Origin of the sequence: Pseudomonas sp. Y39-6 (assembly GCF_023651955.1) — a bacterium.
GTDB classification, from domain to species: Bacteria; Pseudomonadota; Gammaproteobacteria; order Pseudomonadales; family Pseudomonadaceae; genus Aquipseudomonas; species Aquipseudomonas veronii.
In genome coordinates this window covers 1,922,923-1,947,101 of record NZ_CP069594.1, presented here as the reverse complement: position 1 = coordinate 1,947,101, position 24,179 = coordinate 1,922,923, and the positions used below count along the sequence as shown (strand labels likewise).

Sequence of the window (24,179 nt, the reverse complement as noted above, 5' to 3'; positions counted from 1 at the left end):
CGGGGTTCAGCGAACCCAACCACCATGCTGCCAGTGGTAACCGTCATTTCGTTGCACCCAGTGCGGATGCACATAACGGTAGCCCTCGCGCACCGGCTCCCAATGGCCGTGTACCGCCACATAACGCCCGCCTTCCCAACGCCAGTACCCGCGTGACCATACATAACCTTCGCGCACCGCCGGCTCGACTTCGATCACTTGCATCGGCGGCGGTTGTGGTGCGACCACTTCCACATACTCACGTTCTACCGGTCGACGCTCATGCACGACACGCTCTTGCACACACCCGGACGCCGCGACGACCATGGCCGCCAATGCTGCATAACGTAGCAACATACAAACCCCTCGGGCGCTAACGCCCCACACCTGCCTCAGTAAAAAATCCCCCCTTGTTCCAGCCGCGCTCCTGCAAGGCCTGGGTACTTTTTAACAGGTGGTGTCTGTCGGGTTGCTGAACCTGCCGACAGTGCATCCCGAGGAACAGACGGAAGGCCGAGTCGCGATTTGAACGCTCAAGCCGGGCCAAAGCGCTCCAGCACAGCCTCGACAAAACGCCGCAACTTGGCGGTACGCTGGCGGTTGGCGGTGTAGACCAAATGCATGGGCCGGCTCGGCGCGTCAAAGTCCGGCAGCACTCGCACCAACTCGCCCCTGGCCAGGGCCGGGCGCAGAAAATCTTCCGGGCCGAGCACAATGCCAAACCCATCCAGCGCGGCCGACATCAAGGCCCTGCTTTCGTTGATCTGCAAACGGCTGGCAACCTGCACGGTGTGCGGGACCGAGCCCTGGCAGAACACCCATTCGCGATCTGCCGGGCGTGACCAGAAGGCGTAGCCCAGGCATTCATGCTGTTGAAGGTCCGCCGGCCACAGCGGTGTGCCTCGTGCCGCCAGGTAGGCCGGCGCCGCGCAGACCACCAGGCGATACGGCGCCAGGGGCCTGGCGGTCAGCCCCGTGATCGCCGGGGGGCCAATGCGGAAGGCGGCTTCGTAGCCTTCCTCCACCAGGTCGACAAAACGATCGGTGAGGTGCAGGTCGATGTTCACATCGGGGTTGTCACGCAAAAACGCGGTCACCAAGGGCATCAGGCTGTAGGAGCCGAAGGTCACCGGAGCGGTGATTTTCAGCGTACCGCGTGGGGTGTCATTCATGATCTGCGCCAGGGAATCGGCGGCCTCAGCCTCCGTCAGGATATGCTTGCAACGCTCGTAGTAAGCGCTACCCAACTCCGTCAGGCTTTGTCGGCGCGTGGTGCGATTGAGCAAGCGCGCACCCAGGCGCTGCTCCAGCGCTGTGACATGCTTGGCCACCATCTGCGCCGACATATTCAAACGCTCGGCGGCTCGCGCATACGAGCCCAACTCGGCGGCGACCACAAAGGCATTCATGCTCGAAAGACGGTCCATCATTCCCAACTCCCAGTAACGACATCCACGCCAATACGCTCATTTATCACCCAGCGATTGTTAATCATCATAACCGCTCCCCTACTTTGCAGGAGCAAGGCCATGAAGATTGGCGTGATTGGAGCAGGTTTCATCGGACGCGCGGTGGCCCAACTGGCGCTGGCGGCCGGTCACGAAGTGATGTTGAGCAACTCCCGCGGCCCGCAGTCCATGAGCAGCGTACTCAGCGGCATCTGGGGCGTTAAAGTGGGCAGCGCGCAAGACGCAGCCAGATTTGGCGACGTGGTCCTCGTGGCGATCCCCCTGGAACATTACCGCAGCGTGCCCGCGCAGTGGCTGGAAGGCAAAACAGTGATGGACGCCAACAATTACTACCCCGAGCGCGACGGGCATATCCCTGAATTGGACCGTTTTGAAACCACCACCAGCCGGCTGCTCGCCGAGCATTTGCCGCATTCCCATGTGGTGAAGGTATTCAACGCAATCTTTGCACCGGACCTGACGCGGGACGCCCGCCCTCACGGCGCACCCGACCGCCGCGCACTGCCGGTGGCGGCGGATGACGCCGCGGCGAAAGCGCAAGTGATCCAGTTACTCGACGAACTCGGTTTCGACGCCGTGGATGCCGGTGGGCTGGATGAAAGCTGGCGGTTCGAGCGGGCCAAACCGGCCTATTGCGTTGTGCTGGACCGAGCCGGCTTGACGGCGGCGCTGGCGGCAGCCGAACGAACGGTTGAACTGCCTGCGGTGGAGCGCACCCACCCCCGCGCATAAACACGCGCCCACAAAAAGCCCGCTGAGCGTCATCGGCTCAGCGGGCTTTTTTTGACCGATCGGCCCCAGTCTCAGGGCCTGGTCTTACAGCGCCAGATCAGACGCCGGTTTGCTCGGCTCAGCCGCAGGCTTGGCAGCCTCGGTGGCCTTGGGAGCGGTCATCTGCGGAATCGCTGGTGGTGGAGTCAGTTGCAGGATACCGGCGGTGTAGGCCCATTCCTTGGCAACAGCCTCAGGACTGTCGTTCAGCTTGGTGCCGTAGCTTGGCACGATCTGATGCAGTTTTTCCTGCCAGGCCGGAGTCGCGACCTTGTCCTTGAACACTTTCTGCAGCACGGTCAGCATGATCGGAGCCGCGGTCGACGCGCCTGGCGATGCACCCAACAGGCCGGCGATGGTGTTGTCGGCGGAGCTGACCACTTCGGTGCCGAGTTTCAGCACGCCGCCCTGCTCTTCGTCACGCTTGATGATCTGCACACGCTGGCCGGCTTGCCACAGGCGCCAGTCGGACTGCTTGGCGTTCGGGAAGTACTCTTGCAGTGCCTTGAAGCGGTCGTCATCCGACAGCATCAGTTGCCCGGCGAGGTACTCGACCAGCGGGTATTCGCGAATACCGACTTTGGTCATCGGCCAGATGTTGTGGGTGGTGGTGCTGGTCAGCAGGTCCAGGTACGAGCCTTCTTTCAGGAACTTGGTCGAGAAGGTCGCGAACGGGCCAAACAGAATCACGCGCTTGCCATCCAGCACGCGGGTGTCCAGGTGCGGCACCGACATCGGCGGCGCGCCCACTGAAGCTTTACCGTAGGCCTTGGCCAGGTGCTGCTCGGCGATGGTTGGGTTATCGGTCACCAGGAACGAACCACCCACCGGGAAGCCCGCGTATTCCTTGGCTTCAGGAATGCCCGACTTTTGCAGCAGGTGCAGGGCACCGCCGCCGGCACCGATGAACACGAACTTGGCGTCGGTTTCGGTCTTGCTGCCATCTTTCAGGTTTTTGTAGCTGACACGCCACGAACCGTCGGCGTTCTTGGTGATGTCCTGCACTTCGCTCGACAGTTTCAGGTCGAACTTAGGCGTGGTTTGCAGGTGAGCGACGAACTGGCGGGTGATCTCGCCGAAGTTCATGTCCGTACCCAGCGGGCTCCAGGTGGCCGCGATTTTCTGGTTCGGGTCACGCCCTTCCATCATCAGCGGAACCCACTTGGCGATCTGCGCCGGGTCTTCGGAATACTGCATGCCAGCGAACAGCGGGCTCGCTTGCAAGGCTTCGTAACGCTTTTTCAGGAACTTGATGTTGTCATCGCCCCACACAAAGCTCATGTGCGGAGTGGAGTTGATGAACGAACGCGGGTTCTTCAGCACGCCCTGCTGGACCTGCCAGGACCAGAACTGGCGGGAGATCTGGAACGCTTCGTTGATTTCGACCGCTTTCGGGATCTCAACGTTGCCGTTCTTGTCTTCCGGGGTGTAGTTCAGCTCGGCGAGGGCCGAGTGACCGGTACCGGCGTTGTTCCAGCCGTTGGAGCTTTCTTCGGCGACGCCGTCGAGGCGCTCGACCATTTCCATCGACCAGCCCGGCTCCAGCTCGTTGAGCCAGACACCCAGGGTCGCACTCATGATGCCGCCGCCGATCAGCAGCACATCGACTTTCTTTGCCTCTTCCGCATGAACGGACGTGATCCCCATCGACAAAGCCAGCCCCAGCAGGGCCGTGTTTACTTTCTTAAACATCAGTAGCACCTATGATAAAACGCCATCCGCCCTACCACCCCTGAGCCCGGGCAACCCTCGATCACGCGGCGTCAGGCAACGCAGCGCCGGGTTTGCACATTCACTCAAAGACCGCAGGGTGGGCACACAAGGCCGACGTATCGACCTCACTTTTATGTCCCTTCTGCGCTGACTTCTTATCATTATTGGCTTCAGCTACCTGGGCGACAGCCAGCCGCCGGGACGTATACGGGTGTACGTTCCGGAGAAAGACTAGACCAAGATGGCGCGCAGAATATCACGCCAACCGGCGATCATGCGCTGTTTGGCTAATTGACAGCTCTAAAATAGGCGTTTTGGCAAGGCTGATCGGGGTGAGTGTCAAGCCTGACAGACGCGACGTGAAGTCACAGGCATGGCTATTTGATAGCGTGCAGCCTCACGCGCCGGGGCCCCTCATGTGGGAGGGGGCTTGCTCCCGATAGCGGCGGTTCAATCAACACATCCCTGACTGCCCCACCACCCCATCAGTCATCATGCAACAACCCAGAACCATACTCACCATAACTACTACCCAGCCCACTGCCGCCAAAATTCATCTTGGCGGCCTTGTTGGGGCTGTGGTCACCAAACGCCTGGCATCCCCCTGCAAAACAAGGGTCGCGACTCACGCCCGACGAATCCGATGAACAAGCGCTCAACAGCAACGCGCCGGCGATCATCACGACTTTGACAAGGTTCGAGATCATTTTTTCAGTTCCCTGTGGGTTCGGGGGTTTCCCATAGAGATGATCGTAGGCCTCAACGGCACAGGGAATGATGAAACTTCGCCAGAAGACAGAATGGGTTCAGGTTGCCGCCTTGGGCTAAGGCGGCAGAGGTCGATTGTCAGGCTGTAGCCGGGCTGATGACACGAGCGACTTGGTCATGGGCCCGGTCAACGAGTAGCGCACTCAGGTCGATCAGTTGCTGAATGCCCAAGACAATGGAGCGCTGTGACTCGTCGAGGTTGAAAGCCACGGTAGCGGCCATTTCGCTGGCGGACGCGAGATTTTCGGAAGCGTTGGCCAGGAGGGTTTCGGTGTCTATGTCGGGGCTGACGAGGAATAGGTTGTGGGTTGGGTGTTCGTCAGGCGCATTGTCGGTGGATTGAGGCAAGTCACGAGCAATGGCACGTTGAGCTGTGGCGTGAAGCTTGGTATCGACGGGCGAAGGGTCGCGATCAATAGAGCGACTGGGCGTGTTGCTGTGCATGGGCGAAGCTCCAAATAGTGACGGGAGTTAAAACGCCTTTAGCGATACGGACTTCCACCTCCGGCCGCTGGATTGGCAGCGGCTTGAGGAGGTTAGCGGCGGGAGGTTTGAGGAGCAAGTCGAGAAGAATGCGGGATATTTCACCGACATTCCCGGCATATTCCACACATGACAACGCCCCCGCTCGAAGTGGTGAAGAGCACGGTATACACCTCCCCGACACCTAAGAAACATCCCCTATAAACTACGCCATTCGCCTCGTTGAGTCAGATTGCCAATGTTCCTACAGACAGGTCCACTTTCCCGCCGTTTATCTGTCGCGCCGATGATGGATTGGACATAGGGCTGCCCAAGCCCCATGGTTTGGTTGGTCGAAAGGAACCTATGCGTTGTTGTTGTAGCAATTTCTAAGCAATCAGCTCTTTATCGACCTGCTGCTACGTGGCTCGGGTTCATGGTCGATCTAGGCACGCCTGATGGTGGGCAATATAAAAACGTTCAACAGGCCGCTATCGGCCCAGAGTGTGTAAAAACGCTTTGTCAAAATTGAAGTGCGCGCATCTACGTTAAATCTGAAATTTATCGGCACGTCAGCAGATGTGGATTTCGCTCTGATGCGCGATTTCCGGTCCGTGGTGAGTACCTATCGCGCTCGAAAACGTTTTTACACAGCCTCGGCCAATAGCAGACCTTCGATGTGTCTGCTAAACCCAGAGCGATTCGGACGGCAAAACTCCTCAAGCCTCGGCCTCAAAGCCCTCATGACGTAAATCAGTTAACTTCAGAGGAGTAGGCAAGCAGCTGCACAGTCCGGAATGCCCCGCTCATGATGACAGGAGTGACTAAATACGAGCTCGCGGGAGGAAGGCTCCGTAGTGCAGGCCAAGCTCAGTCCTGTAATACATCAAAGAAATTTATGTCGTGCATGTGGATTTTTTAGCCTTCGCTACATCATGATAGCGTGCCACCTATAGCGTAATATCGCTCTTCTACCCACAGTAAAACTGCTCAGGCAAAGGAATGACAATTGAAATACCTAAAACAAATCACGCTTACCCCTATAGGTAAAAACACACCAATTGCTATATATCCTAGAAATAAAAACCTGATAATTACAGGAAAAAATGGCTCTGGTAAAACGACCACCCTCAAAACAATTTACAAAACACTTATAGAAAAGCTCATTTCGGGAGATTTCAGTTCCGAATTGCAAATTTCAGAACGCATAAAAGCTTATGAAAATATTGAAATCACACATGAAAGCCATGGAGACACTTATCACGAAATAATATCACAGCGCGAGAGACTAAAAAAATTAAAAGAAAACAATCCATTTAAATTTACACAATTAAAAAAGTTCGAACACTACTTCCAGAATCAACTTGCTGTTGTAGAGTTTTTTAGCGCAGACAGGCAAGCCAACATAACAGGAGCTACAAGCGCGTCTAACACTTCCACAAGTAGAACTCAGCAACCCAGACTACCTATAGAAAACAATCTTGAGTCATCAATAGAGCAACACATTACAAATTTATATATCAGAAAAGCAATTGCCCTCTCATTTAAAAATGACACGGACACTGCGAACTCTATTGATTCATGGCTCAATCAGTTCGAGCGAGATCTTAAACACCTAACTGAAGACAACTCAACGGAAATTGAGTTCGACCCCTACGACTTCAAGGTCTACATAAAACAATTAAATCGAGAGAGATTTACGTTACAGTCTATCTCATCAGGATACTCTTCAATACTAACGATATTCTCAAGATTATTAATGCGCGCTGAATTTTTACAAATAATTCCAAGCAACCTGCAAGGGATAGTTTTAATTGACGAAATTGACGTACACCTTCATGTATCTTTACAAAAAATAATATTCCCTTTCCTGATAAACTCATTTCCAAATGTGCAATTTATTGTCTCCACTCACTCCCCCTTCATTCTAACATCCGTTGATGATGCGATAATATTTGACCTCACGACGGAGCAGCATGAAGAAGACATTTCCTCGTACTCTTATGAGTCTGTACTTGAAGGTTTGTTCGGTGTGCATAGCGCCTCACAAAAATTACAAGGTAAAATAAAAAAACTATCAGACTTGACAAATAGCGACTCCCCTCAAACAGCACAGATACAAAAAATTGTTAAAGAGCTCACTCCCAACATAAAACAGCTCGACATGGAGTCGCTCTTTTTCTTCAATAAAGCAGTATTAAAGCTCACTCACAAGAAAAGTGAAGACTAGGATCGCACATATGTTCAGAGTGACCAGAACGCGTCCAGCCCCGGCAAGTCTAGCAAGCCGCAAGAGCTACTCAGAAGAAGATGTTTTAGTAGAACTAAGAAAAATATTTTACGAGAAATGCTATTTGTGTGAGTCACGCTCACTGGTACATCTAAATGTTGAGCACCTGAAGCCACACAAGAATAAAAACAAAGCTCTAAAATTTGACTGGAACAATTTATTCTATGTGTGCTCGCGATGCAACAACTTCAAACGTGCAAAATACACCAATATTCTAGATTGCACTGATCATTCCATCGACGTTCTTCGAAGCATAAAACATTTACCACCAGTATCGCCATTTGCAAAATTAAATATCACAGCGGAAACAACATGCCCTCAGACCATTCAAACCGCCGAGCTCATTAACAACATATTTAACTCTGATGACACCCCTAATAAAACGGTGGCCGGAGCCGAGCTAAGATACAATGTATTCGTGGCCATAAATTATCTAAACACACTTTTTTTAGCCTATATCAACCCGAAAACATCAATAAGAAAAAAACTAGAATTTCTTGAGGAGCTCCAAACCCTAGCAGGTAAAGAGCAAGAATTCTCAGCATTTATTCGCTGGACCATATTCGGCGACGAAAGGCTTTCAGCAATTTTACTACCTTATGTTGACTGACATTTTCCATAGTCGATTTTGCGCATTCTGCGTCTACAAACCTCCAACTCATAATTGAAAAGCAAGGATTTGGTCAACCCAAATCCTTGCAGATCCCCACCGACTCAGCCCCCATCAGGAATACTCAAAACAGACAAAGCCTAGATACATACGACGCGACATAGCTGCCCAATTTTAGTGGTCTAGCTTGGGCTCATCATCTCACGGCGCATTGCCCAATCGGCATTTTTAGGCACTCTGGCCGAGCGTAAAGTCCCCCTGCCCCACCTATGGGGTGAAAAGGGGACAGATTTATTTATAACATCGCTGAAAAAAAGCTAATCACCAGACAGCAAAAAGCCGCCTCATCACCTGCTAATTATTTTGCCGATATCGAAGTCAGACTACGATACCCGGCACCCGGCTTCGAGCTGGCAGAGTAAAAGCCCAGCCACACCTCACGACGACCTGCTGATTCAACCCAGCGTTCCACGGTGTAAGATGCTCCATAACCTTCCACCTTCGAGGCTGTCATGACCGGGATATCCCTAAACCTGCCGGAAGACCTGTCCAACTCTCTCGCCGACCTGGCCAAAACCAACGGCCAGACTGCGACCTACCTGGCGATGGACGTCCTCCGCGACTACATCGAGCACGAAAAAACGCTAACCGCTCAAATCGAGCTGGCGGTGAAAGAAGCCGACCAGGGCAAATTTGCCACCGATGACCAGGTAGCAGCCATGCGCGCCAGGCGCTGGAGCCGGAATGCGGGTTGAGTGGCTTGAAAAAGCACTCAAAAATCTGGAAGACGAAGCAAACTATATAGCTCTCGAAAACCCAAAAGCAGCTGACGACTTCTCCGATGCCATTTTCGCCAGCGTCGACAAACTGGCGCAGTTTCCCTCTATGGGCCGTGAAGGTCGGGTCACAAACACGCGCTAATGGGCAGTCCCCAATTGGTCTTATCTGATCCCCTATCGCATACGCGGTGATCGTCTGCAGATCCTCGGCGTATTCCACACACGGCAACGTCCCCGTTCGAAGTGGTGAATGCCGCGGAACACACCTCCAGCACACCCAAGATCCATCCCTGATAAACTACGCCCCATTCGCCCCGCAAACTCAGATCCCCCATGCCCCTACAAACCACCCCCTTCTCCCGCCGCTTCTCCGTCGCACCCATGATGGATTGGAACTGCTAATCCTAGAGGCCACGTACTCCTTAGCCTACAGAGCCGACCTGAAAACCGCGTACCACTTTTGTACCATCCCCCAACGCTCACTCCTTGCCTTTACCCAAACTGTCTCTAGACTTCAGAAGTCAACTCGTAAACCGGATCAAAAATATGCGTATCTTTGTCAAGCTCGTTTTTTTTGCAGCTTTCGTTGCCTGCGTAGCCTGGGCCATCATGAAACCAGGCTATGACTCAGTGACCGCAGTCATTGTGTCACTTGGTACTTTGCTAGCAGCGTTTATTACGGAAAAGAAATCAGAGGCCGTCCAATCGCAAAAAGCTGGTGCGAATTCGAACGCTATTCAAGCAGGTCGTGATGTGAACATCAGCAGATGAGGTCAGGCATGTTTGGAGATAATCAAAAGCAGAATGTTTCAACCGGTGCTGTCGCAGTTCAAGCAGGAAACGACGTCAACATTATCCATAACGGCCTTTCATATTCTGAAGTGCGCGATGTAGCACTTGATGTTTTTCGAGCAAATTTCCTCCAGTTGGCAGGTCCTGCTATGGAAACTGCAAAGGCTCGCGCCGAAGAAATCACCGAAGACTTCCTGAAGAAACTCCAGGAGGAAAATCCCAGCGGTTTTGGAAAGGGCCAGGATCCAGACTTTCAGCACGCGTTGTTTACTGTGCAACGAGAATACGCTAGAAGCGGAGATAAGGATCTAGGTGATCTGTTGATCGACCTCCTTGTCGACCGAAGCAAGCAAGACCAGAGAGACATCCTACAAATAGTACTCAACGAATCTCTGGCTACAGCGCCAAAGCTTACCGATTCACACCTAGCAGTATTAGCTTTAAAGTTTTTATTTCAATACACGCAAAATTTCGGGATAGGCAATCATCAACTACTTGGAGAATACTTCGATAAATACGCATTGCCTTTTTCATCGAAGCTTGTAAAAAATCAGGCTTGCTTCCAGCATCTAGAATTCACAGGATGCGGTAGCATCCAAATGGGTGAATCCTCACTTGAGGCCATACTTGATCATTTCTACGGCGGACAATTCTTCAAAGGCTTCGACCAAAGTGAGATAGCCGCCAGGAAAATATCAATTGGACTCGACGAAAACTTCTTCATGACGTGCCTAAACGACCCTTCAAAAATTCAGGTTCGCGCTAACAACGCGACTCAGTTGCAAAATACTTTAAACGATAAAAACATCAATGACGAAGATCAAGAAAAGATATTAGCGCTATTTAATATTGAAAAAATGTCCAATCTTGAGATACGTGAAACATGCATTAGCATCAGGCCATTCATGCAGGATATTTTTGACGCTTGGTCAAACTCAAGTATGAAATCTTTCACATTAACAAGTGTCGGAATGGCTATAGGCCACGCTAATATCAAGCGATTCGTCGGTGAGTTTGCAAGCCTTTCGATTTGGATCAACTAAACTTAAACTTTTAACAATCAGCAGATTGTCTCAACAATCTTAGTTTCACAGGATTAGCACCATGGGAAACCACCTTGAGTCAAAAACCAATGACCTTTGCGGTTTAAATCTTCGCTCGCATTCAAATATCTACAGCGTGTCTACGGTTGATGGAAACTGATAATTCTACAGATCATTCAATACAGGTACTTCAGAGCGAACCCAAAATTTCCATCCCATCCCTAAACCAAACTCCTACTCAGACAGCCCCACCTAAAACTCAACTCATGCTCCTTGTGCTCTGCAATGCTGATCGCGTGTGCTTGTCACACCAATCCCAGCAGCCTCAACAACTGACAACATCTAACACTGTGCGGGAGAGAGGGAGTGCGCGTGAATGTGAGAAGGATGAGGAATGCGCAATCATGCATGCGGCGTCAGTAGATCCCCCGGCCTAGGTATATTCAGGATTTTCATGTTGACCCACGGGAAACAGGTTAGGAGGGTTAGTTTTTTGCTTTGTACTATGAAAGCCTTATCTGGTGCGGGTTTGCGAAGGATTGGCAAAGTTAGCTTTTGGTTAGCCGTGGTAATTACCTAACCTTTATTAATGTTAAATATTCACTATATTAATTCCTTTAAAAACAGATAGTTACAGAATCCTAACTTTTAACCTAACCCAACCTAACCCATCATAGTTAGGTCCCAAGCCCAGTAAATACGGGGCCTCCAACCAAATACACCCCACTCAAAAAAAACCTAACCCTTTTCTCGAGGCACCAACTGAATCCGGCTGTCCATGCGCGCTTGTGAGCTTTGCGAAAACTACCCACCTTCGCAGGGTTCCGCAGGGTTTTAACTCCCCCAGAACGCCGAGCAGAGCCACAGCCTGGGCTACGGGGGATGGTCCGCAGGTGCGCAGAAAAAACGCCCCCTTTAGCCCGCAGGCGAGGTGGGGGGACGACGGCGCGCGCCGAGTGCTGAAGCACGTCACTGCCCCGATGTGGCACGCCTGCACCCCTATTTGTGGCACGCCAACTCCCCATGTTGTCGGCAGCTCGCTGGTTGCCAACCGCGCAGCCTCCGAAGCCCCGTGTTTATTGGGCCGCGCAGCCGCTTTGGCTTGCCGTGACATCCTGCAAATGCTATGTTGAACTGGGTTTGTTCATGCTGCTGAAGGGTAAACTTTCATCTATCCCAGCTGATTTTTCTGACCCAAAGCCCCCCTCCCTCCTACAGTTCGTCGCCTCAAATCGCGTCATGGGCAAACCTCGATTACTGTATGCGTATACAGCATTTGATTCGCCCCCATGAATAACGATGAAGACACCCTCGGCTGGCTTGGCCTCCCTACCCCATTGCAAATGTACCGGCAGCACTGTCGCCTCCTGGAGAACGAGATCCAGGAACTGAACGTGCAACTGCGCAAAGCGCGGGAGGATGTTTTCGGAATCAGTCAGATGCTGCTGACTACCCAGGCGAAGAACACCGAGTTCGCCGGATACCTCCGTCAGAGAGGCGGCGAAGCGGCTGAGATGCGAAAGCAGATCGACACGCTGACGACGTCACTGCGCGCAAGTCAGCGTGAAGCCGAAGGCCTGAAGCGAATCGTCAACGAGATGAGACCTCGACCGACAACGATTGTCTAAGATCAAACGGAAGGAGGGTTTGGCTATGTGCGGAAGGCTGTCGCAGTACAGGGGAATCCATGACTTCGTTGCGGCGCTGAGCATGCCCAACGCCCTGGCAAACTCAGTGGGTGACCAAGCGATCGAACGGTACAATGTTGCTCCGACGACCCAGGTGGCATTGCTGCACATGCAAGGCGAATTGCTGCACGCCGATCCAGTTCGCTGGGGCTGGCGACCGCATTGGGCGAAAGACCGCGCCGCACCGATCAACGCACGCGTCGAAAAGGTCGCTCACGGCCCATTCTTCCGGGCGATCTGGCCGCACCGTGCGATCACGCCTATCGACAATTGGTTTGAGTGGGTGGATGAAGGTGGACAGAAGAAACAGCCCTATCTGATCCGCAGGAGGGACGGCGCGCCCATCTTGTGCGCAGCCATCGGCCAACTACCAGACGCTGATGAAGGCCCAGGTGAGCATGATGGTTTTGTGATCATCACCGCCGATAGTGCCGGCGGCATGGTGGATATTCATGACAGAAGGCCCGTCGTGTTAACCCCGGACCTTGCCCGTGAATGGTTGAATCCCGCGACGCCCATGGAACGTGCTGAGCAGATGGTGTTGCATCAGGGCGAGTCGGCCGAGGTTTTTGAATGGTTCAGAGTTTCAAAAGTGATCGGCAACGTAAAAAATGTGGGGCCAGAAGTTGTTGTCCCTCTCGAACAATAACTATGGCCCATAACTAGTTATTTTCTTTAAAACTTCTCCAGATATGCCTTAAGCGTATCAACGTTAAAGTAGGGAAGTACAGCTTTCGTTAAATGCTGATGTTCCTCTTTTAAATCTACTTTCAGGCGAGCACCTCCAGCCCCCTTAAATTTTTTATCCATCATGTCAGCAGTTAATTCCATAGCTTCGCTGAGTGTTCGAATAGCCCCGTCCAAAATCTCAATCATTTGCTCAGTCATTATATGCAGCTCGATTAACTGCCCCTGACCTACTGCTTGATATATTTCTTCAATGCCCCCATGCTCCAATCCAGCGCTTTTTAATGCAGCTCTAAATTCATCCATTTGAGAATTTCGCCTATTGAAGGTTTCAAAGCAGGCCTTATATCTGGCTTCAGCCAAATATATAACTTCAATAGCTTCACCATTCTTTAGAGACACTGCTATATCTATAATTCGAGGATCAACCTGATCGATGATACTAGGGCTAGTTGGTATCTTGGGAATATCAATAAACCTGAACCGACTTGTAAGATGCGGATATATGTTAAGTTCTTTTGCCGAAAAAAAATCATTCAATTGAACTGATAAGCGGACGAAGGTTTTATGCATCGCAGATATGTCGGACTTATCCTCTTTCACTTTCTCATTTCTTTGCTGAAAAACATATGAGCAAAAAGCGCCGGCGATGGCACCTCCAAAGCCAGCTGCAACGGGCCCTCCCACATCTTTCAAGACAGCGAACACCATAGGACTTATCATTTGCGCAAGATCAGGAGAAAAACCAAATAAACATAAGAACGAAATAAAAGTAAGGAATATACCTAACAGCAACCCCATAACTGATGAAAAAATCATACGCTCCCTGCCTCAACAATCGACTCGAAAGCGCATATTACAGATACTCAAATCAGTACGTGAGTATTTCCTACACATCTACTTTTCAGTGGGCGTGAGCTCAAAAGGCTTAAAGCTGACAACCTCTTCACCCAGCCACTCGTTGACCTGAGCCAAACGTGCCTGAAGCGGCTCCAGTTCGTTCACCGCCCAAACTTCAGCAGCCTCCCGTAACGAGCCAAAACCTCCCGCGTTCTGCGGCACGATGCCCATCAACTGCGGTGGAATGCGCAACGCCGCGAGCAAGTCGTCGCGGCTGATGTTCTTGATCGAGCTGAATTCATCCTTGGCCGCGACCTCACTCACCGGAATGAGCTGAATGCCGTCCTTCTTCCCGGCCGGCGCGTACACGAACAGGTTGCGGAAGTTGCCAGGCCCCTTGGAGTTCTTCAGCGCTGTGCGCAACGAATCAATGTCCTCTTCCTTCTGCGCCGCGTCGGTCATGTACAGGATGAAACCGGCGTGACTGCCGTTGTTGTAGTACTTGCGCCGGAACAGCGTGGCGCTCTCGTTGAGCAGCGCACTTTGCAGTGCTGCCAGCCACTCCGGCAGGCCGTAGATCTCCTGATTGATATCGGCCTCGCGCAAGTGGCAGATCGAACCAGGGGCAAACTCGTGCTCGTCCTTCCAGCCGCGCACCTGGTAATAGGTCTCCATGTCCACACCCCGGCGCATGTACTTCGCCAGTGGAGGCAGCAGGCCCATGGTGTTGCGGAGCATGTTGTTGCGCTTCTCCAGGTAGCAGTTGCCACACCAGAGCCAGTCCAGGGCAAACTGCTCAAAGGCCTGGCGACTCAATAGCCGGTGGGGAACGAACGTGCGGGCGAGCATGTTGCGCTTGAAGTTCAGCCCAGACTGGAGGTAAACGCTGGCCCGCGTCGTTTTCGCCAGGCCATCCATGGACATCGGTGTTTCAAACCAACGCCCGTTGGCCCAGCACTCCAGATAGTCGAGGATCTCCCGGCTATCCAGAACGGGCGCAGGATCGCCGAAAGTGAACGCCTCAACAGGACCGGACTCTGGCGGCAGCAAATCGCCCTCCATAGGTGGCTGGACGGTGTTCAGCTGGTTTCCGCGCTTACGTCTGCTCATCAGTAGGACTCCATAAATCCGGTGTTCGCCGTGGTCTGCCCCTCAAGGGGTTCGTTGTGCAGCGCGTGGAACGTCGCCCACGCCAGGTCGGCATGGCCGGTTTCGTCTGTACGACCGGCCGTGTAAGTAAATTGGCGCCCGGAGGCGGTGACTGTTTTGCGGATAGCCATGAGGGACTGAGCCAAATCGGTCCAGCCAGCGTCGAATTCCAGGCGCCCGTTCTTGATGACGTCGTAAGCCTTCAACACCAGGCGCGTTTTGACTTCGGGCGAGTAGCTGAAGGTGGTGATGTTCGGGAAGAATTGCTTCACCAGCTGGGCAACGCCCGAGCCCATGCCCGTGATGTCGATACCGATGTAGGTCACCCAGTAGCGCCTGGTGAGCTGGCGGATGGCTTCTGCCTGGGCCGCGAAGTCCATACCGCGAAACTGATGTTTCTCAAGCACGCGGAACTTGCCACCGGGCACTGTCGGTGGAGCGATCACCACCAGGCCGGCGCTGTCGCCGCTTTCGGCCGGGTCGTAACCAACCCAAACCTGCCGATCCCCAAACGGACGCGCGGCAAATGGTTTGTAGTCCTCGGACCATAGATCCCAGCTGTCGACCATGCACGGCTGCAACATCGCAAGCGGGAAAATGCTGGCCCCGTCGTCGATGAACTGACACATCAACAGGTTCTGGAAGGCCTCGGCATCGTATTCCTGGCGCAGCTCGTCGAGATCGAACAGATCGCAGCCACGGTCTTCCGCGTCCAGGATGGTGACAATCTGACGCCAGACCCGGTCCTCACAAAGCCGCCCCTGTTGCAGCGCGCTGTGGGAGACGTCAATTTTTACCCGTTGCGCCGCCGGCTTGCCCTTGTTGAACCGCTCACCGGTCCAGAACGTATAGGCTTCGTGCGCCATGCTGGACGGCGTCGAAAAGTAGGTTCGGCGGTATTGCTTCTGCATCGCCATGCCGCTGGCGACTTTATTCAGTTCCTTGAACTTGAACGTCCAGAAGAATTCGTCGAAGTAGAAATTACCGTGGTAGCCCTGCGCTGTGCGGGCGTTGGTGCCCAAGAAGTGCAGCTCAGCACCATTGCCCAGAATGATCGGGTCACCTGTCAGCTCGACACCGACCACCTCGCGGGCAAAGGCCTGGATGTAGGCCTTGAATATATGCGCCTGGTTTTTCGAGGCAGACAGGAATATCTGGTTGCGACCTGTCGTCAGCGCATCGATCAGCGCTTCACGGGCGAAATAGTACGTAGCGCCGATCTGCCGTGACTTGAGGATCGCCCGGGTACGCTGATTGCCCGCCCTGTACCAATCCAGCTGATAGCCGAAACACCCATCAATGAACGCCTCAGTCAGCTTTTCGATGTGTTCTTCGTCGAACTCGTTGCGCTTCGGCGCCTTCTTCGGCCCCTCGTTGCGCTTGGCAAGGTTCGGGTTCAGCTCGGTTTCAGTACCGCCGTCGTTGAAGCGCTGAATGCGGGCCTGGCGCTCCAGTTGGCGGTGCAGCAGGTCAATTTCCTTGTAGTCCGATCCCGACTTGGGGTCCTTGAGGATCAGTTGCACCAGGCGGGCTTCGGTCGCCGCCTGGATGCGCTCCAGGGGGGTCGCCCGGTCCCACTCGTCGCGGGCCTTCCAACTGTGCAGGGTTTTTTCCTTCTCCCCGATCAGCTCGGCGATCTCGCACACGCGATAGCCCTGCCAGTAAAGGTGTTTGGCATGGCGGCGGTGATCGGTGGGTAGTTCGACGATGGCATTCATGGCGCAGATGCTGCCGCTCGCGCGCGTACAGTTCCCGCGCCGGCCCTTGTAACAGCCCGATCTACAACAGCGCCTCGTTGCCCGTCACGCTCGCGCTCAACAACATGCGCTCATCGCCAAGGCACACAGCCACCGCACTGAGGAATTCACGCATGGCCGGCAAAACCGACAACCCAGCCAAAAAACAACGCTCCAAGTTTTTCCGCGTCGCCGTTGAAGGCGCCACCACGGATGGCCGCCAGATCGAACGCCAGTGGCTGGTCGATGCCGCCGAGACCTACAGCCAGAACACCTACGGTGCGCGGGTCTGGATTGAGCATATGCGCAGCCTGCTGCCCGACAGCCCGTTCCGTGCTTACGGCGACGTGGTCGCGCTGAAAACTGAGGAAGTCGATATCGCCGGGGCCAAAAAGCTCGCCCTATTTGCTCAAATCGAGCCCACTGCCGACCTGATCACAATGAACAAGGCGCGGCAGAAGATGTTCACCAGTATCGAGATCCGCCCGAAATTCGCCGACACCGGGCGGGCCTATCTGGATGGCCTCGCGGTTACCGACACCCCTGCCAGCCTGGGCACTGAAATGCTGACGTTCAGCGCTCAGCACCCAGATATGAACCCACTGGCTGCGCGTAAGCGTGATCCCGGCAACCTGTTCTCTGAGGCGGTCGAGATCGAACTTGAATTCGAAGAAGTTGAGGACGAAAGCGGCAAGGTCGCAGGCCTGTTCAGCCGCGTTCTCGAACTCCTCGGCAAGAGCAAGGACAAGGAAGGCAAGGACGCCGCTCTCTTTACCGAACTCGGCGAGGCCGTTGAAGCAATGGCCAAACATGTCGCCAGCCAAGGTGAAGCCTTTGCCGCCGAGAAATCCGCGCGCGAAAAGCTGCAAACCGCCCACGACAAACTGGCCGCTGAGTTCGCCGATCTGATCAAAAAGCTCGAAAACACCCCAGACAACACCGGCACGAAACCGCAGTTCGCCGCTCGCCCTGCTGCTACGGGTGGTGACGGGAAACTTGTCACCGACTGCTGATCCACATCACGGACAACACCCAGCCAAGGAACATCGGAGAACACCATGCGTAACGATACTCGCGTCCTTTTCAATGCCTACCTGCAACAACTCGCGCAATTGCACGGGGTGGGCGACGTCACCACCAAATTTACCGCCGCCCCAAGTGTCGCGCAGACACTGGAAACCCGTATTCAGGAATCCAGCGCTTTCCTCAGTGCCATCAACGTGTTCGGTGTATCGGAACAGTCCGGTGAAAAAATCGGCATCGGTATCGACGGCACTATTGCCAGCACCACCGACACGACCCAAAAGGACCGCGAGCCCCGCGACCCGAGCGGCCTGGACAGCCGTAAGTACCTCTGCACCCAGACCAACTTCGATACCGGCATCCGTTACCAAAAGCTGGACCAGTGGGCCAAGTTCAAGGACTTTCAAGCTCGTATTCGCGATGCGATCATCAAGGCCCAGGCACTCAACCGCATCATGATCGGCTGGAACGGCACCAGTCGTGCAGAGACCTCCAACCCGGCCACGAACCCACTTTTGCAAGACGTGAACGTCGGATGGTTGCAGAAAATGCGTCTGGAAAATGCCGCTCGCGTGCTGCATGAGGTAGTGGGCGGCAGCGGGAAAATCCAGATCGGCGCAGGCAAGGACTTCGAGAACATCGACGCCCTGGTCGTCAGTATGGTCAACGAGTTCATCGAGCCCTGGTATCAGGAAGACACCGACCTGGTAGTGATCTGTGGTCGCCAGCTGCTGGCAGACAAGTACTTCCCGATCATCAACAAAACCCAGGCGCCAACCGAGATGCTCGCGGCCGACATCGTCACCAGCCAGAAGCGCATCGGCAACTTACCAGCCGTGCGAGTGCCGCACTTCCCGGCCAACGGGCTGTTGGTGACCCGCCTCGACAACTTGTCGCTCTACTGGCAGGAAGGCACCCGCCGCCGCACCGTCGTCGACAACGCCAAACGCGACCGCATCGAAAACTTCGAATCGGTTAACGAAAGCTATGTGATTGAAGACCTGGGCTGCGCTGCCATGGCCGAAAACATCACCTTGAGCTGAGGCCGGCGACCATGACCAATCCTTGCCGGCGTCACTTCCAGCGCGTCACAGCGGCCGTTGCAGCGGCTGCCGTGGCCGGTCCTGCCATGACCATGGAAGGCTCAACCGTTTACGAACTGCACCTCGCCAAACTCCAGCAGGACTATCTGCGCCTGAAACAGGTGCAGTCGACCGAAGGCAAGGCGGAGCTGAAACGGCAATTGCTGCCGGAGTACGTCCCCTATGTGGAGGGCGTTCTTGCCGAAGGCAAAGGCGCCCAGGACCAGGTGCTGACCACGCTAATGGTCTGGCGGATGGACGCTGGGGACTTTGCCGGGGCCCTGGACATTGCCGAATACGTCATCAACTACGCGCTGCTGATGCCTGACCGCTTCGAACGCACCACCGGCACCATCGTCGCGGAAGAAATCGCCGAAGTGGCCCTGAAGGCGCAAAAGGCCGGGGGCACTTTTGATCTGGATTTGCTGCTTCGCACCGAAGAAATCGCGGGTGAAGAGGACATGCCTGACCAGGCCAAAGCCAAGCTGCATCTGGCGCTGGGCAAGGCGTTCGCCGAAAAGGTCGCCGACGATGACACCTCCGAAAATCAGGTGATCGTCTTCGGCTACCTGGACTCCGCGAAAAAACATCTGGCCCGCGCTATTGAGCTGAACACCAACTGCGGCGGCAAGAAGGATTTGGAGCGCGTCGAGCGCCTCCTCAAGAAACACGCTGCCCCCAGCAGCTAACCGAGCGTCCCCACGCACCCCGCCGGCTCGGGGCGGATCGGCCAGGCCGCTCCTCCTGAACGTGAAGCCCCGACCACCGGCGACCTATTTTCGAGTGCAGTCATGAGCGCATTTGTAGCCAGCGGCACCGTCGACAGCGGCCATATCAACACCGATCCATTCTGGCCGTCGATTGACCTGGACGGCTTGCGCGCCACCCTGCGCATCGACGGCAGCGTCACCCCGGCCCGCCTGGAAACAGCCGTGATCGCCGCCGCAATCAACCTGAACAACGAACTGAGCGAATGGCGAGTCGCCCAACAGACCGCTGGCTACACCACCCTGGCCGAGGTGCCGGGTGATCGCATCAAGGACGTGTCGGTAAAGGTCCACCTCTACCGCCGCGCGATCGAGGCTGGAACCGGCGCCGAAGTCTGCGAGCGTTACCGCGACTACAGCGCGACCAACACCGGCAGCGACAAAGCGGAAGCACTCACCCCAAACATCGACGACTACCGCCGCGACCTGCGCTGGGCGGTGCGCGACTTCCTCGGCCGCACCCGCAGCACCGTGGAGCTGATCTGATGCCCGTCGCCGTCCGCGCCAATCAAAACGACACCGTCGACGCCCTCTGCTGGCGGCACTATGGCCGCACCGCAGGCGTCACCGAGGCGGTGCTTGAAGCCAACCCCGGCCTGGCCGACCACGGCCCCATCCTGCCGCAAGGCCTTGTCGTCAACATGCCCGAAGCCCAAACCAGCGCGCCCCAGCGGCAGATGGTGAACCTATGGGACTGACACTGCAGCGCCAAGCCCTTGAACCCTCCAACCCTGGACAACGGAATGAAGCGCATGCCTGAACGTCCCGACACCTGGGCCTGGCTCGCTGCCTGGCTCGAACAGAACTGGCCGACTCTTTACGCCGGAGTCCTCGCCCTGATCATCGCGGCCCTGCGGATCATGTACGGCGGCGGCACCCTGCGCCGCATGCTGATCGAGGCCCCGCTGTGCGGCACGCTGGCCCTGGCCGCGAGCCATGGCCTGGCCCTACTTGGCATTCCGACATCCACAGCACCGTTCTTCGGCGGTGTAATCGGCCTGCTCGGCGTCGAAGGTACCCGCGCCGCCGCCAAGAGTTTTTTCAACCGTAAGGTGGAGCAGCTATGACCACTCTTCGCCACGGCGACCGCTCGCAAGCGGTGCTGATCCTGCAAAAGAACCTCAACCGACACGGCGCCAACCTCGTGCCGGACGGTGATTACGGCGACACCACCGAAGCCGCTGTCCGCGCCTATCAGGTCAAAGTCGGCCTGGTAGCCGATGGCATCGCCGGCACCAAGACCCAGACCAGCCTGGCCGGTGGCGACTGCGCCGCTCTGTTGCGCAACCACGATCTGGTGACCGCCGCCGAACGCCTCGGAGTGCCGCTTGCGGCCATCTACGCAGTCAACGAAGTGGAATCCAAGGGCAAGGGCTTTCTCGACAACGGCAAGCCGGTGATCCTGTTCGAACGGCACATCATGTACCGCCAGCTCGCCACGGCCCGAAACGCAGGCGACGACACGGCCGAACTCAAGCGTCACGCCGACCAGCTCGCCACGGCCAACCCTGCCCTGGTCAACCCAAAGCCCGGCGGATACATCGGCGGTACCGCCGAACACCAGCGCCTGGCCATGGCCCGCTTGATCGACGACACCGCCGCGCTGGAGTCGGCGTCCTGGGGCGCGTTCCAGATCATGGGCTTCCACTGGGAGCGCCTCGGCTACGCCAGTGTGCAGGCGTTCGTGGCGGCGATGAGTGCCGGCGAATCGCAGCAGTTCGACGCCTTCACTCGCTTCATCGAGACCGACCCGGCGCTGCACAAGGCCCTGAAAGCCCGCAAATGGGCCGAATTCGCCAAGCTCTACAACGGGCCGGACTATCTGCGGAACCTCTACGACACCAAGCTCCAGCGCGCCTACGAGCGGCACGCCGGCTGCGATTGCGGGCAAGGGGTAGCGGCATGATCGACTTCGAAGCGTTGCAAAAACTACGGGTGCAAGACGGTGACCTGCTGGTAGTGCCGGAGTCAACCGAACAGGACGACATGCAGCTGTTGGCTGAGGCCATCCAGTTGATGAACGGCGCGAGGGCCGTGATCGTGCGTGGGCCCATCAAGCAGCTCGACTCCGCAGCGATGAACAAACTCGGCTGGTACCGCGCGTGAGTACCTTGCGCCAGGCCCTGTACGGCATGGCTCTGCTCGGCGCCCTGGCGCTGCTGATCTGGGGCCAGCAACAGCGCATCGACGTCGCCGAAAGCCAAGCCGAGCTGGCAAACGCTACGGCCAAGACCGCCCGCGAAGACGCCGACCGCAACCTGCGGACCGCTAACACCCTCACTGCCACCCTGAAACAGGAACGCGACGCACAGAGCACCCTGCGCGCCCAGCAGGATCAACTGCACCAGAGCCTGGCGAAACGCGAGCGAACAATAGAGGAGCTGAAACGTGAAAACGACGAACTACGCAACTGGGCTGCTCAGCCTTTGCCTGACGCTGCTCGCCGGCTGCGCCAGCGCCCCGCCCTCACCGGCGCCGCAGCTTACCGTGACTGGCTGTCCGGCCGTGGTGCCGTGCCACCTGCCGGCGACCAGCCCCCTAAACAACGGTGACCTACTGACCGACGAAGACCACGCCGAAGCCGCCTGGGCTGACTGCGCGGCGCAGGTCGACATGGTCTACAAACACCAGCAGGCCACCCCATGAACAAGCCCGAAAGTCTGCGCGCTCACCTTCTGGCCACAGTGGCCGAGTTCAAGCACAACCCCGACCGCCTGCTGATCTTCATCGACAACGGCAAGGTCCGTTGCACCGCTGCCCACACCCTGTCGTTTGAATACAGCTTTGATCTGCAGATCATCCTCACCGAGTTCGCCGGCCATCCCGACAGTGTGATCCTGCCGATCCTTGGCTGGCTCAGCGTCAACCAGTCCGAGCTGCTGGAGAACCTGGACAAGGTCAAAGACGGCATCCAGTTCGAAGCCGACATCCTCGACAAGAACAAAGTGGACCTCAGCATTACCCTGGCGCTGACAGAGCGCGTGGTCGTCGGTAAGGACGACCAGGGCAACACCACCGTGAGGCATCCGAACGAATCGCAGTACGTGGTGGGCTATCTCGATCCGAACTGGGAGCCAGGGGCCCAGGGCAACACCAGTGAATGGAGGGTGCCGAATGGCGAGTAACTTGGAGGCGCTGGAGACCTGGGCGGCGGTGCTGCTGGATCGGCTGGAGCCAGGGGAACGCAGCAAACTGGCGCGGAACATTGGGCAGGAGCTGCGGCGCAGTCAGCAGAAGCGGATGATGGCGCAGGAAAACCCGGACGGGAGCAAGTTTGCGCCGCGTAAGCAGCGGAACCTGCGCGGAAAACAGGGTCGAGTTCGGAGGAAGTTGGCGATGTTCAAGAAGCTGCGGACCGCGTCGTACCTAAAGGTCCGTGGTGATAGCAATGCCATTACGGTTGGCTTCACCGGGCGTATCGCCCGGATCGCGAGAGTTCACCAGTACGGCTTGAAGGATCGTGCAGAGCCTGGCGCTCCCGATGTCCGCTACGAACAGCGGGCGGTTTTGGGATTCACCGAGTCTGACCTCGAACTAATCCGCGATGGACTCCTAGCTCACCTGACTGCCTGACTTCTTCTTCGGGAAGTAAATTCGTTCCCTCAACTCCATGGCTACACCCTCATAGCCTGGAAATAACTTCCCTGGGCCATAGCCAAAGTCCCTCAGCAGTCGCGCCAGCTCTAAAGATTCACTAGCTGGCAAAGTCCACTTAATAAACATGGACGGCAAGCCATTTTTAAAGAGCGTCGATAAATACTCTCTTAAAACCACATCTAAAGGGCGCCGATCCACTGGAGGAAGAGTTTTAATTTCACCAGTTGATAGGGTTACCAAGCCAGGTACAGCATGTGCCCAGTGAGTGAACAATCCACTTTGAGCAGAAAGGTTAGGGTTACCCGCATAATGAGGAGTAACGAGTTTTAAAGGAAACGTGGGGGTGCCCGAATCTAGTGTGCCTATAGAAGTGGCATTTAAGCCCCATATGCATAAATCGCGAGGTTTTCTATCTGAGGGTCTTGAAGCAAAAAAAGCTGCTACGAAGGGGTCATATGTCCAGTCGAGTAACCGGGTCGGGATGCCGTAATGTTGTGCTAGCGCTGCAACTTCAAGCATGTCATCTGGAAGCCACTTAGCCCCATCAACCCACGTCGACATAGTATGGATATCTACTTTTCGGTGAAGCCGCGCACGTAAGCGATCAGAGGCAGGAACTAGTAGCCCTCCAACATCTGCGCCCCTGTAAAAGTCCCTGATCAATTGATACTCAACGAAGGCTAGAGAAAAGTCGTTATCTTTAGGTGACCCCGTGATATCAACATACGCCTTTGAAGACTCCCATATTGAATCTACAGACTCTTTACGAATAGATGTTGGCGCGAGCAGGTAATTTTTATCTGAATGGCCGCGAAAAATAAAGTCCTCGCTCTTTATATTATTCGACCAAGGAGCAAGGGCCTCTAATAACTTCTTAGCCTTAGTAAATCTGCGCTCTTCAATATATTCCTTCATCAAACCCCCATCGTCCCGT

The 24,179-nt window shown here is 55.4% G+C and carries 29 protein-coding genes and 2 pseudogenes; 21 read left to right on the top strand and 10 right to left on the bottom strand.

Annotated features, from left to right (window positions below; translation table 11 throughout):
- Positions 1 to 6: 6 nt before the first annotated feature.
- Together JN756_RS08905 and JN756_RS08900 are read right to left on the bottom strand one after the other, a co-directional pair.
- On the bottom strand, positions 7 to 336 hold the full coding sequence (locus tag JN756_RS08905) for a YXWGXW repeat-containing protein (RefSeq protein ID WP_046384301.1): 330 nt from the start codon (positions 334 to 336) through the stop codon (positions 7 to 9).
- Between the two features lie 176 nt (positions 337 to 512).
- Positions 513 to 1,409 (bottom strand): LysR family transcriptional regulator, encoded by an 897-nt coding sequence (locus JN756_RS08900; protein WP_108524368.1) that lies wholly within the window; start codon positions 1,407 to 1,409, stop codon positions 513 to 515.
- A gap of 99 nt (positions 1,410 to 1,508) precedes the next feature.
- On the opposite strand from JN756_RS08900, the gene JN756_RS08895 reads away from it, so the two are divergent.
- Positions 1,509 to 2,180, top strand: coding sequence for an NADPH-dependent F420 reductase (locus tag JN756_RS08895; protein WP_017848881.1), 672 nt, complete (start codon positions 1,509 to 1,511; stop codon positions 2,178 to 2,180).
- Positions 2,181 to 2,264: 84 nt separating this feature from the next.
- On the opposite strand, the gene mqo is transcribed toward JN756_RS08895, so the two are convergent.
- The 3 genes from mqo to JN756_RS08880 form a co-directional block, all read right to left on the bottom strand.
- Positions 2,265 to 3,911 (bottom strand): malate dehydrogenase (quinone), encoded by a 1,647-nt coding sequence (mqo, locus tag JN756_RS08890; RefSeq protein WP_046384303.1) that lies wholly within the window; start codon positions 3,909 to 3,911, stop codon positions 2,265 to 2,267.
- A gap of 506 nt (positions 3,912 to 4,417) precedes the next feature.
- Complete coding sequence (locus tag JN756_RS08885) at positions 4,418 to 4,639, bottom strand: hypothetical protein (RefSeq protein WP_057003769.1); 222 nt, start codon at positions 4,637 to 4,639, stop codon at positions 4,418 to 4,420.
- A 139-nt stretch (positions 4,640 to 4,778) separates the two neighbouring features.
- Positions 4,779 to 5,144 carry a DUF6124 family protein gene (locus JN756_RS08880; RefSeq protein ID WP_057003770.1) on the bottom strand — a complete coding sequence of 122 codons (366 nt, stop codon included), beginning with the start codon at positions 5,142 to 5,144 and terminating at the stop codon, positions 4,779 to 4,781.
- A gap of 1,027 nt (positions 5,145 to 6,171) precedes the next feature.
- Here JN756_RS08880 and JN756_RS08875 point away from each other — a divergent pair.
- Positions 6,172 to 7,392, top strand: a complete 1,221-nt coding sequence (locus JN756_RS08875) for an AAA family ATPase (RefSeq protein WP_201022031.1) — start codon at positions 6,172 to 6,174, stop codon at positions 7,390 to 7,392.
- Positions 7,393 to 7,402: 10 nt separating this feature from the next.
- Positions 7,403 to 8,062: an HNH endonuclease signature motif containing protein gene (locus tag JN756_RS08870; RefSeq protein WP_134939686.1), complete on the top strand. Its 660-nt coding sequence runs from the start codon at positions 7,403 to 7,405 to the stop codon at positions 8,060 to 8,062.
- Between the two features lie 182 nt (positions 8,063 to 8,244).
- Here the strand turns inward: JN756_RS08870 and JN756_RS08865 are convergent, their stop codons facing one another.
- On the bottom strand, positions 8,245 to 8,361 hold the full coding sequence (locus tag JN756_RS08865) for a DUF4113 domain-containing protein (RefSeq protein ID WP_411221057.1): 117 nt from the start codon (positions 8,359 to 8,361) through the stop codon (positions 8,245 to 8,247).
- Between the two features lie 213 nt (positions 8,362 to 8,574).
- Between JN756_RS08865 and JN756_RS08860 the strand changes: the two genes are divergently transcribed.
- The 6 genes and pseudogenes from JN756_RS08860 (at position 8,575) to JN756_RS08835 (ending at position 13,013) form a co-directional block, all read left to right on the top strand.
- Positions 8,575 to 8,817, top strand: a complete 243-nt coding sequence (locus tag JN756_RS08860) for a CopG family ribbon-helix-helix protein (RefSeq protein ID WP_017848887.1) — start codon at positions 8,575 to 8,577, stop codon at positions 8,815 to 8,817.
- Positions 8,807 to 9,091, top strand: a pseudogene (locus JN756_RS08855) (type II toxin-antitoxin system RelE/ParE family toxin). The gene JN756_RS08860 and the pseudogene JN756_RS08855 overlap by 11 nt, the downstream one beginning before the upstream one ends.
- A gap of 296 nt (positions 9,092 to 9,387) precedes the next feature.
- Complete coding sequence (locus JN756_RS08850; RefSeq protein WP_201022030.1) at positions 9,388 to 9,612, top strand: hypothetical protein; 225 nt, start codon at positions 9,388 to 9,390, stop codon at positions 9,610 to 9,612.
- Positions 9,613 to 9,620: 8 nt separating this feature from the next.
- The gene (locus tag JN756_RS08845) at positions 9,621 to 10,676 is read left to right on the top strand and encodes an LPO_1073/Vpar_1526 family protein (protein ID WP_201022029.1); all 1,056 of its coding nucleotides are present in this window, start codon (positions 9,621 to 9,623) and stop codon (positions 10,674 to 10,676) included.
- A 1,289-nt stretch (positions 10,677 to 11,965) separates the two neighbouring features.
- The gene (locus JN756_RS08840) at positions 11,966 to 12,304 is read left to right on the top strand and encodes a hypothetical protein (protein WP_126589571.1); all 339 of its coding nucleotides are present in this window, start codon (positions 11,966 to 11,968) and stop codon (positions 12,302 to 12,304) included.
- 25 nt (positions 12,305 to 12,329) lie between these two features.
- Positions 12,330 to 13,013, top strand: coding sequence for an SOS response-associated peptidase family protein (locus tag JN756_RS08835; protein WP_201022028.1), 684 nt, complete (start codon positions 12,330 to 12,332; stop codon positions 13,011 to 13,013).
- A 26-nt stretch (positions 13,014 to 13,039) separates the two neighbouring features.
- Here the strand turns inward: JN756_RS08835 and JN756_RS08830 are convergent, their stop codons facing one another.
- The 3 genes from JN756_RS08830 to JN756_RS08820 all read right to left on the bottom strand — a co-directional run bounded on the left by JN756_RS08830 (position 13,040) and on the right by JN756_RS08820 (position 16,758).
- A complete protein-coding gene (locus JN756_RS08830; RefSeq protein ID WP_201022027.1) occupies positions 13,040 to 13,870 on the bottom strand; it encodes a hypothetical protein in 831 nt (276 codons plus the stop codon).
- Positions 13,871 to 13,948: 78 nt separating this feature from the next.
- Positions 13,949 to 15,001, bottom strand: coding sequence for a phage portal protein (locus JN756_RS08825; protein ID WP_201022026.1), 1,053 nt, complete (start codon positions 14,999 to 15,001; stop codon positions 13,949 to 13,951).
- Positions 15,001 to 16,758, bottom strand: coding sequence for a terminase ATPase subunit family protein (locus tag JN756_RS08820; protein WP_201022025.1), 1,758 nt, complete (start codon positions 16,756 to 16,758; stop codon positions 15,001 to 15,003). The genes JN756_RS08825 and JN756_RS08820 overlap by 1 nt, the downstream gene beginning before the upstream one ends.
- Before the next feature lie 152 nt (positions 16,759 to 16,910).
- On the opposite strand from JN756_RS08820, the gene JN756_RS08815 reads away from it, so the two are divergent.
- From JN756_RS08815 to JN756_RS08760, 12 genes and pseudogenes are all read left to right on the top strand, one after another.
- Positions 16,911 to 17,789 (top strand): GPO family capsid scaffolding protein, encoded by an 879-nt coding sequence (locus tag JN756_RS08815; RefSeq protein WP_201022024.1) that lies wholly within the window; start codon positions 16,911 to 16,913, stop codon positions 17,787 to 17,789.
- Between the two features lie 45 nt (positions 17,790 to 17,834).
- A complete protein-coding gene (locus JN756_RS08810; protein WP_201022023.1) occupies positions 17,835 to 18,842 on the top strand; it encodes a phage major capsid protein, P2 family in 1,008 nt (335 codons plus the stop codon).
- A gap of 11 nt (positions 18,843 to 18,853) precedes the next feature.
- On the top strand, positions 18,854 to 19,570 hold the full coding sequence (locus JN756_RS08805; protein ID WP_201022022.1) for a phage terminase small subunit: 717 nt from the start codon (positions 18,854 to 18,856) through the stop codon (positions 19,568 to 19,570).
- A gap of 102 nt (positions 19,571 to 19,672) precedes the next feature.
- Positions 19,673 to 20,134, top strand: a complete 462-nt coding sequence (locus tag JN756_RS08800) for a head completion/stabilization protein (protein ID WP_201022021.1) — start codon at positions 19,673 to 19,675, stop codon at positions 20,132 to 20,134.
- Entirely contained in the window at positions 20,134 to 20,346 is a 213-nt protein-coding gene (locus JN756_RS08795; RefSeq protein ID WP_141605806.1) for a tail protein X, read from the top strand. Before JN756_RS08800 ends, JN756_RS08795 begins: the two co-directional genes overlap by 1 nt.
- A gap of 45 nt (positions 20,347 to 20,391) precedes the next feature.
- Positions 20,392 to 20,715, top strand: a complete 324-nt coding sequence (locus tag JN756_RS08790; RefSeq protein ID WP_201022020.1) for a phage holin, lambda family — start codon at positions 20,392 to 20,394, stop codon at positions 20,713 to 20,715.
- Positions 20,712 to 21,554 (top strand): N-acetylmuramidase domain-containing protein, encoded by an 843-nt coding sequence (locus tag JN756_RS08785; RefSeq protein WP_201022019.1) that lies wholly within the window; start codon positions 20,712 to 20,714, stop codon positions 21,552 to 21,554. Before JN756_RS08790 ends, JN756_RS08785 begins: the two co-directional genes overlap by 4 nt.
- A complete protein-coding gene (locus tag JN756_RS08780; RefSeq protein WP_079443110.1) occupies positions 21,551 to 21,754 on the top strand; it encodes a hypothetical protein in 204 nt (67 codons plus the stop codon). The genes JN756_RS08785 and JN756_RS08780 overlap by 4 nt, the downstream gene beginning before the upstream one ends.
- Positions 21,751 to 22,185, top strand: a pseudogene (gene lysB, locus JN756_RS08775) (Rz-like lysis system protein LysB); the annotation flags it as partial. The gene JN756_RS08780 and the pseudogene lysB, both read left to right, overlap by 4 nt.
- Positions 22,085 to 22,294: an Rz1-like lysis system protein LysC gene (gene lysC, locus JN756_RS08770; RefSeq protein ID WP_442966389.1), complete on the top strand. Its 210-nt coding sequence runs from the start codon at positions 22,085 to 22,087 to the stop codon at positions 22,292 to 22,294. The pseudogene lysB and the gene lysC, both read left to right, overlap by 101 nt.
- Positions 22,291 to 22,773 (top strand): phage tail protein, encoded by a 483-nt coding sequence (locus JN756_RS08765; protein ID WP_201022017.1) that lies wholly within the window; start codon positions 22,291 to 22,293, stop codon positions 22,771 to 22,773. The genes lysC and JN756_RS08765 overlap by 4 nt, the downstream gene beginning before the upstream one ends.
- Positions 22,763 to 23,221, top strand: coding sequence for a phage virion morphogenesis protein (locus JN756_RS08760; RefSeq protein ID WP_201022016.1), 459 nt, complete (start codon positions 22,763 to 22,765; stop codon positions 23,219 to 23,221). The genes JN756_RS08765 and JN756_RS08760 overlap by 11 nt, the downstream gene beginning before the upstream one ends.
- Here JN756_RS08760 and JN756_RS08755 read toward each other — a convergent pair.
- On the bottom strand, positions 23,201 to 24,160 hold the full coding sequence (locus tag JN756_RS08755; RefSeq protein WP_201022015.1) for an FRG domain-containing protein: 960 nt from the start codon (positions 24,158 to 24,160) through the stop codon (positions 23,201 to 23,203). The two genes, JN756_RS08760 and JN756_RS08755, sit on opposite strands and share 21 nt — an antisense overlap.
- Between the last annotated feature and the right edge of the window lie 19 nt (positions 24,161 to 24,179).

Bases quoted from the DNA above. Each gene is read 5' to 3' on its own strand.
- JN756_RS08905 (WP_046384301.1), bottom strand. From the start codon at position 336: ATGTTGCTACGTTATGCAGCATTGGCGGCCATGGTCGTCGCGGCGTCC.
- JN756_RS08900 (WP_108524368.1), bottom strand. From the start codon at position 1,409: ATGATGGACCGTCTTTCGAGCATGAATGCCTTTGTGGTCGCCGCCGAG.
- JN756_RS08895 (WP_017848881.1), top strand. From the start codon at position 1,509: ATGAAGATTGGCGTGATTGGAGCAGGTTTCATCGGACGCGCGGTGGCC.
- mqo (WP_046384303.1), bottom strand. From the start codon at position 3,911: ATGTTTAAGAAAGTAAACACGGCCCTGCTGGGGCTGGCTTTGTCGATG.
- JN756_RS08885 (WP_057003769.1), bottom strand. From the start codon at position 4,639: ATGATCTCGAACCTTGTCAAAGTCGTGATGATCGCCGGCGCGTTGCTG.
- JN756_RS08880 (WP_057003770.1), bottom strand. From the start codon at position 5,144: ATGCACAGCAACACGCCCAGTCGCTCTATTGATCGCGACCCTTCGCCC.
- JN756_RS08870 (WP_134939686.1), top strand. From the start codon at position 7,403: ATGTTCAGAGTGACCAGAACGCGTCCAGCCCCGGCAAGTCTAGCAAGC.
- JN756_RS08860 (WP_017848887.1), top strand. From the start codon at position 8,575: ATGACCGGGATATCCCTAAACCTGCCGGAAGACCTGTCCAACTCTCTC.
- JN756_RS08850 (WP_201022030.1), top strand. From the start codon at position 9,388: ATGCGTATCTTTGTCAAGCTCGTTTTTTTTGCAGCTTTCGTTGCCTGC.
- JN756_RS08845 (WP_201022029.1), top strand. From the start codon at position 9,621: ATGTTTGGAGATAATCAAAAGCAGAATGTTTCAACCGGTGCTGTCGCA.
- JN756_RS08840 (WP_126589571.1), top strand. From the start codon at position 11,966: ATGAATAACGATGAAGACACCCTCGGCTGGCTTGGCCTCCCTACCCCA.
- JN756_RS08835 (WP_201022028.1), top strand. From the start codon at position 12,330: ATGTGCGGAAGGCTGTCGCAGTACAGGGGAATCCATGACTTCGTTGCG.
- JN756_RS08830 (WP_201022027.1), bottom strand. From the start codon at position 13,870: ATGATTTTTTCATCAGTTATGGGGTTGCTGTTAGGTATATTCCTTACT.
- JN756_RS08825 (WP_201022026.1), bottom strand. From the start codon at position 15,001: ATGAGCAGACGTAAGCGCGGAAACCAGCTGAACACCGTCCAGCCACCT.
- JN756_RS08820 (WP_201022025.1), bottom strand. From the start codon at position 16,758: ATGAATGCCATCGTCGAACTACCCACCGATCACCGCCGCCATGCCAAA.
- JN756_RS08815 (WP_201022024.1), top strand. From the start codon at position 16,911: ATGGCCGGCAAAACCGACAACCCAGCCAAAAAACAACGCTCCAAGTTT.
- JN756_RS08810 (WP_201022023.1), top strand. From the start codon at position 17,835: ATGCGTAACGATACTCGCGTCCTTTTCAATGCCTACCTGCAACAACTC.
- JN756_RS08805 (WP_201022022.1), top strand. From the start codon at position 18,854: ATGACCAATCCTTGCCGGCGTCACTTCCAGCGCGTCACAGCGGCCGTT.
- JN756_RS08800 (WP_201022021.1), top strand. From the start codon at position 19,673: ATGAGCGCATTTGTAGCCAGCGGCACCGTCGACAGCGGCCATATCAAC.
- JN756_RS08795 (WP_141605806.1), top strand. From the start codon at position 20,134: ATGCCCGTCGCCGTCCGCGCCAATCAAAACGACACCGTCGACGCCCTC.
- JN756_RS08790 (WP_201022020.1), top strand. From the start codon at position 20,392: ATGAAGCGCATGCCTGAACGTCCCGACACCTGGGCCTGGCTCGCTGCC.
- JN756_RS08785 (WP_201022019.1), top strand. From the start codon at position 20,712: ATGACCACTCTTCGCCACGGCGACCGCTCGCAAGCGGTGCTGATCCTG.
- JN756_RS08780 (WP_079443110.1), top strand. From the start codon at position 21,551: ATGATCGACTTCGAAGCGTTGCAAAAACTACGGGTGCAAGACGGTGAC.
- JN756_RS08765 (WP_201022017.1), top strand. From the start codon at position 22,291: ATGAACAAGCCCGAAAGTCTGCGCGCTCACCTTCTGGCCACAGTGGCC.
- JN756_RS08760 (WP_201022016.1), top strand. From the start codon at position 22,763: ATGGCGAGTAACTTGGAGGCGCTGGAGACCTGGGCGGCGGTGCTGCTG.
- JN756_RS08755 (WP_201022015.1), bottom strand. From the start codon at position 24,160: ATGAAGGAATATATTGAAGAGCGCAGATTTACTAAGGCTAAGAAGTTA.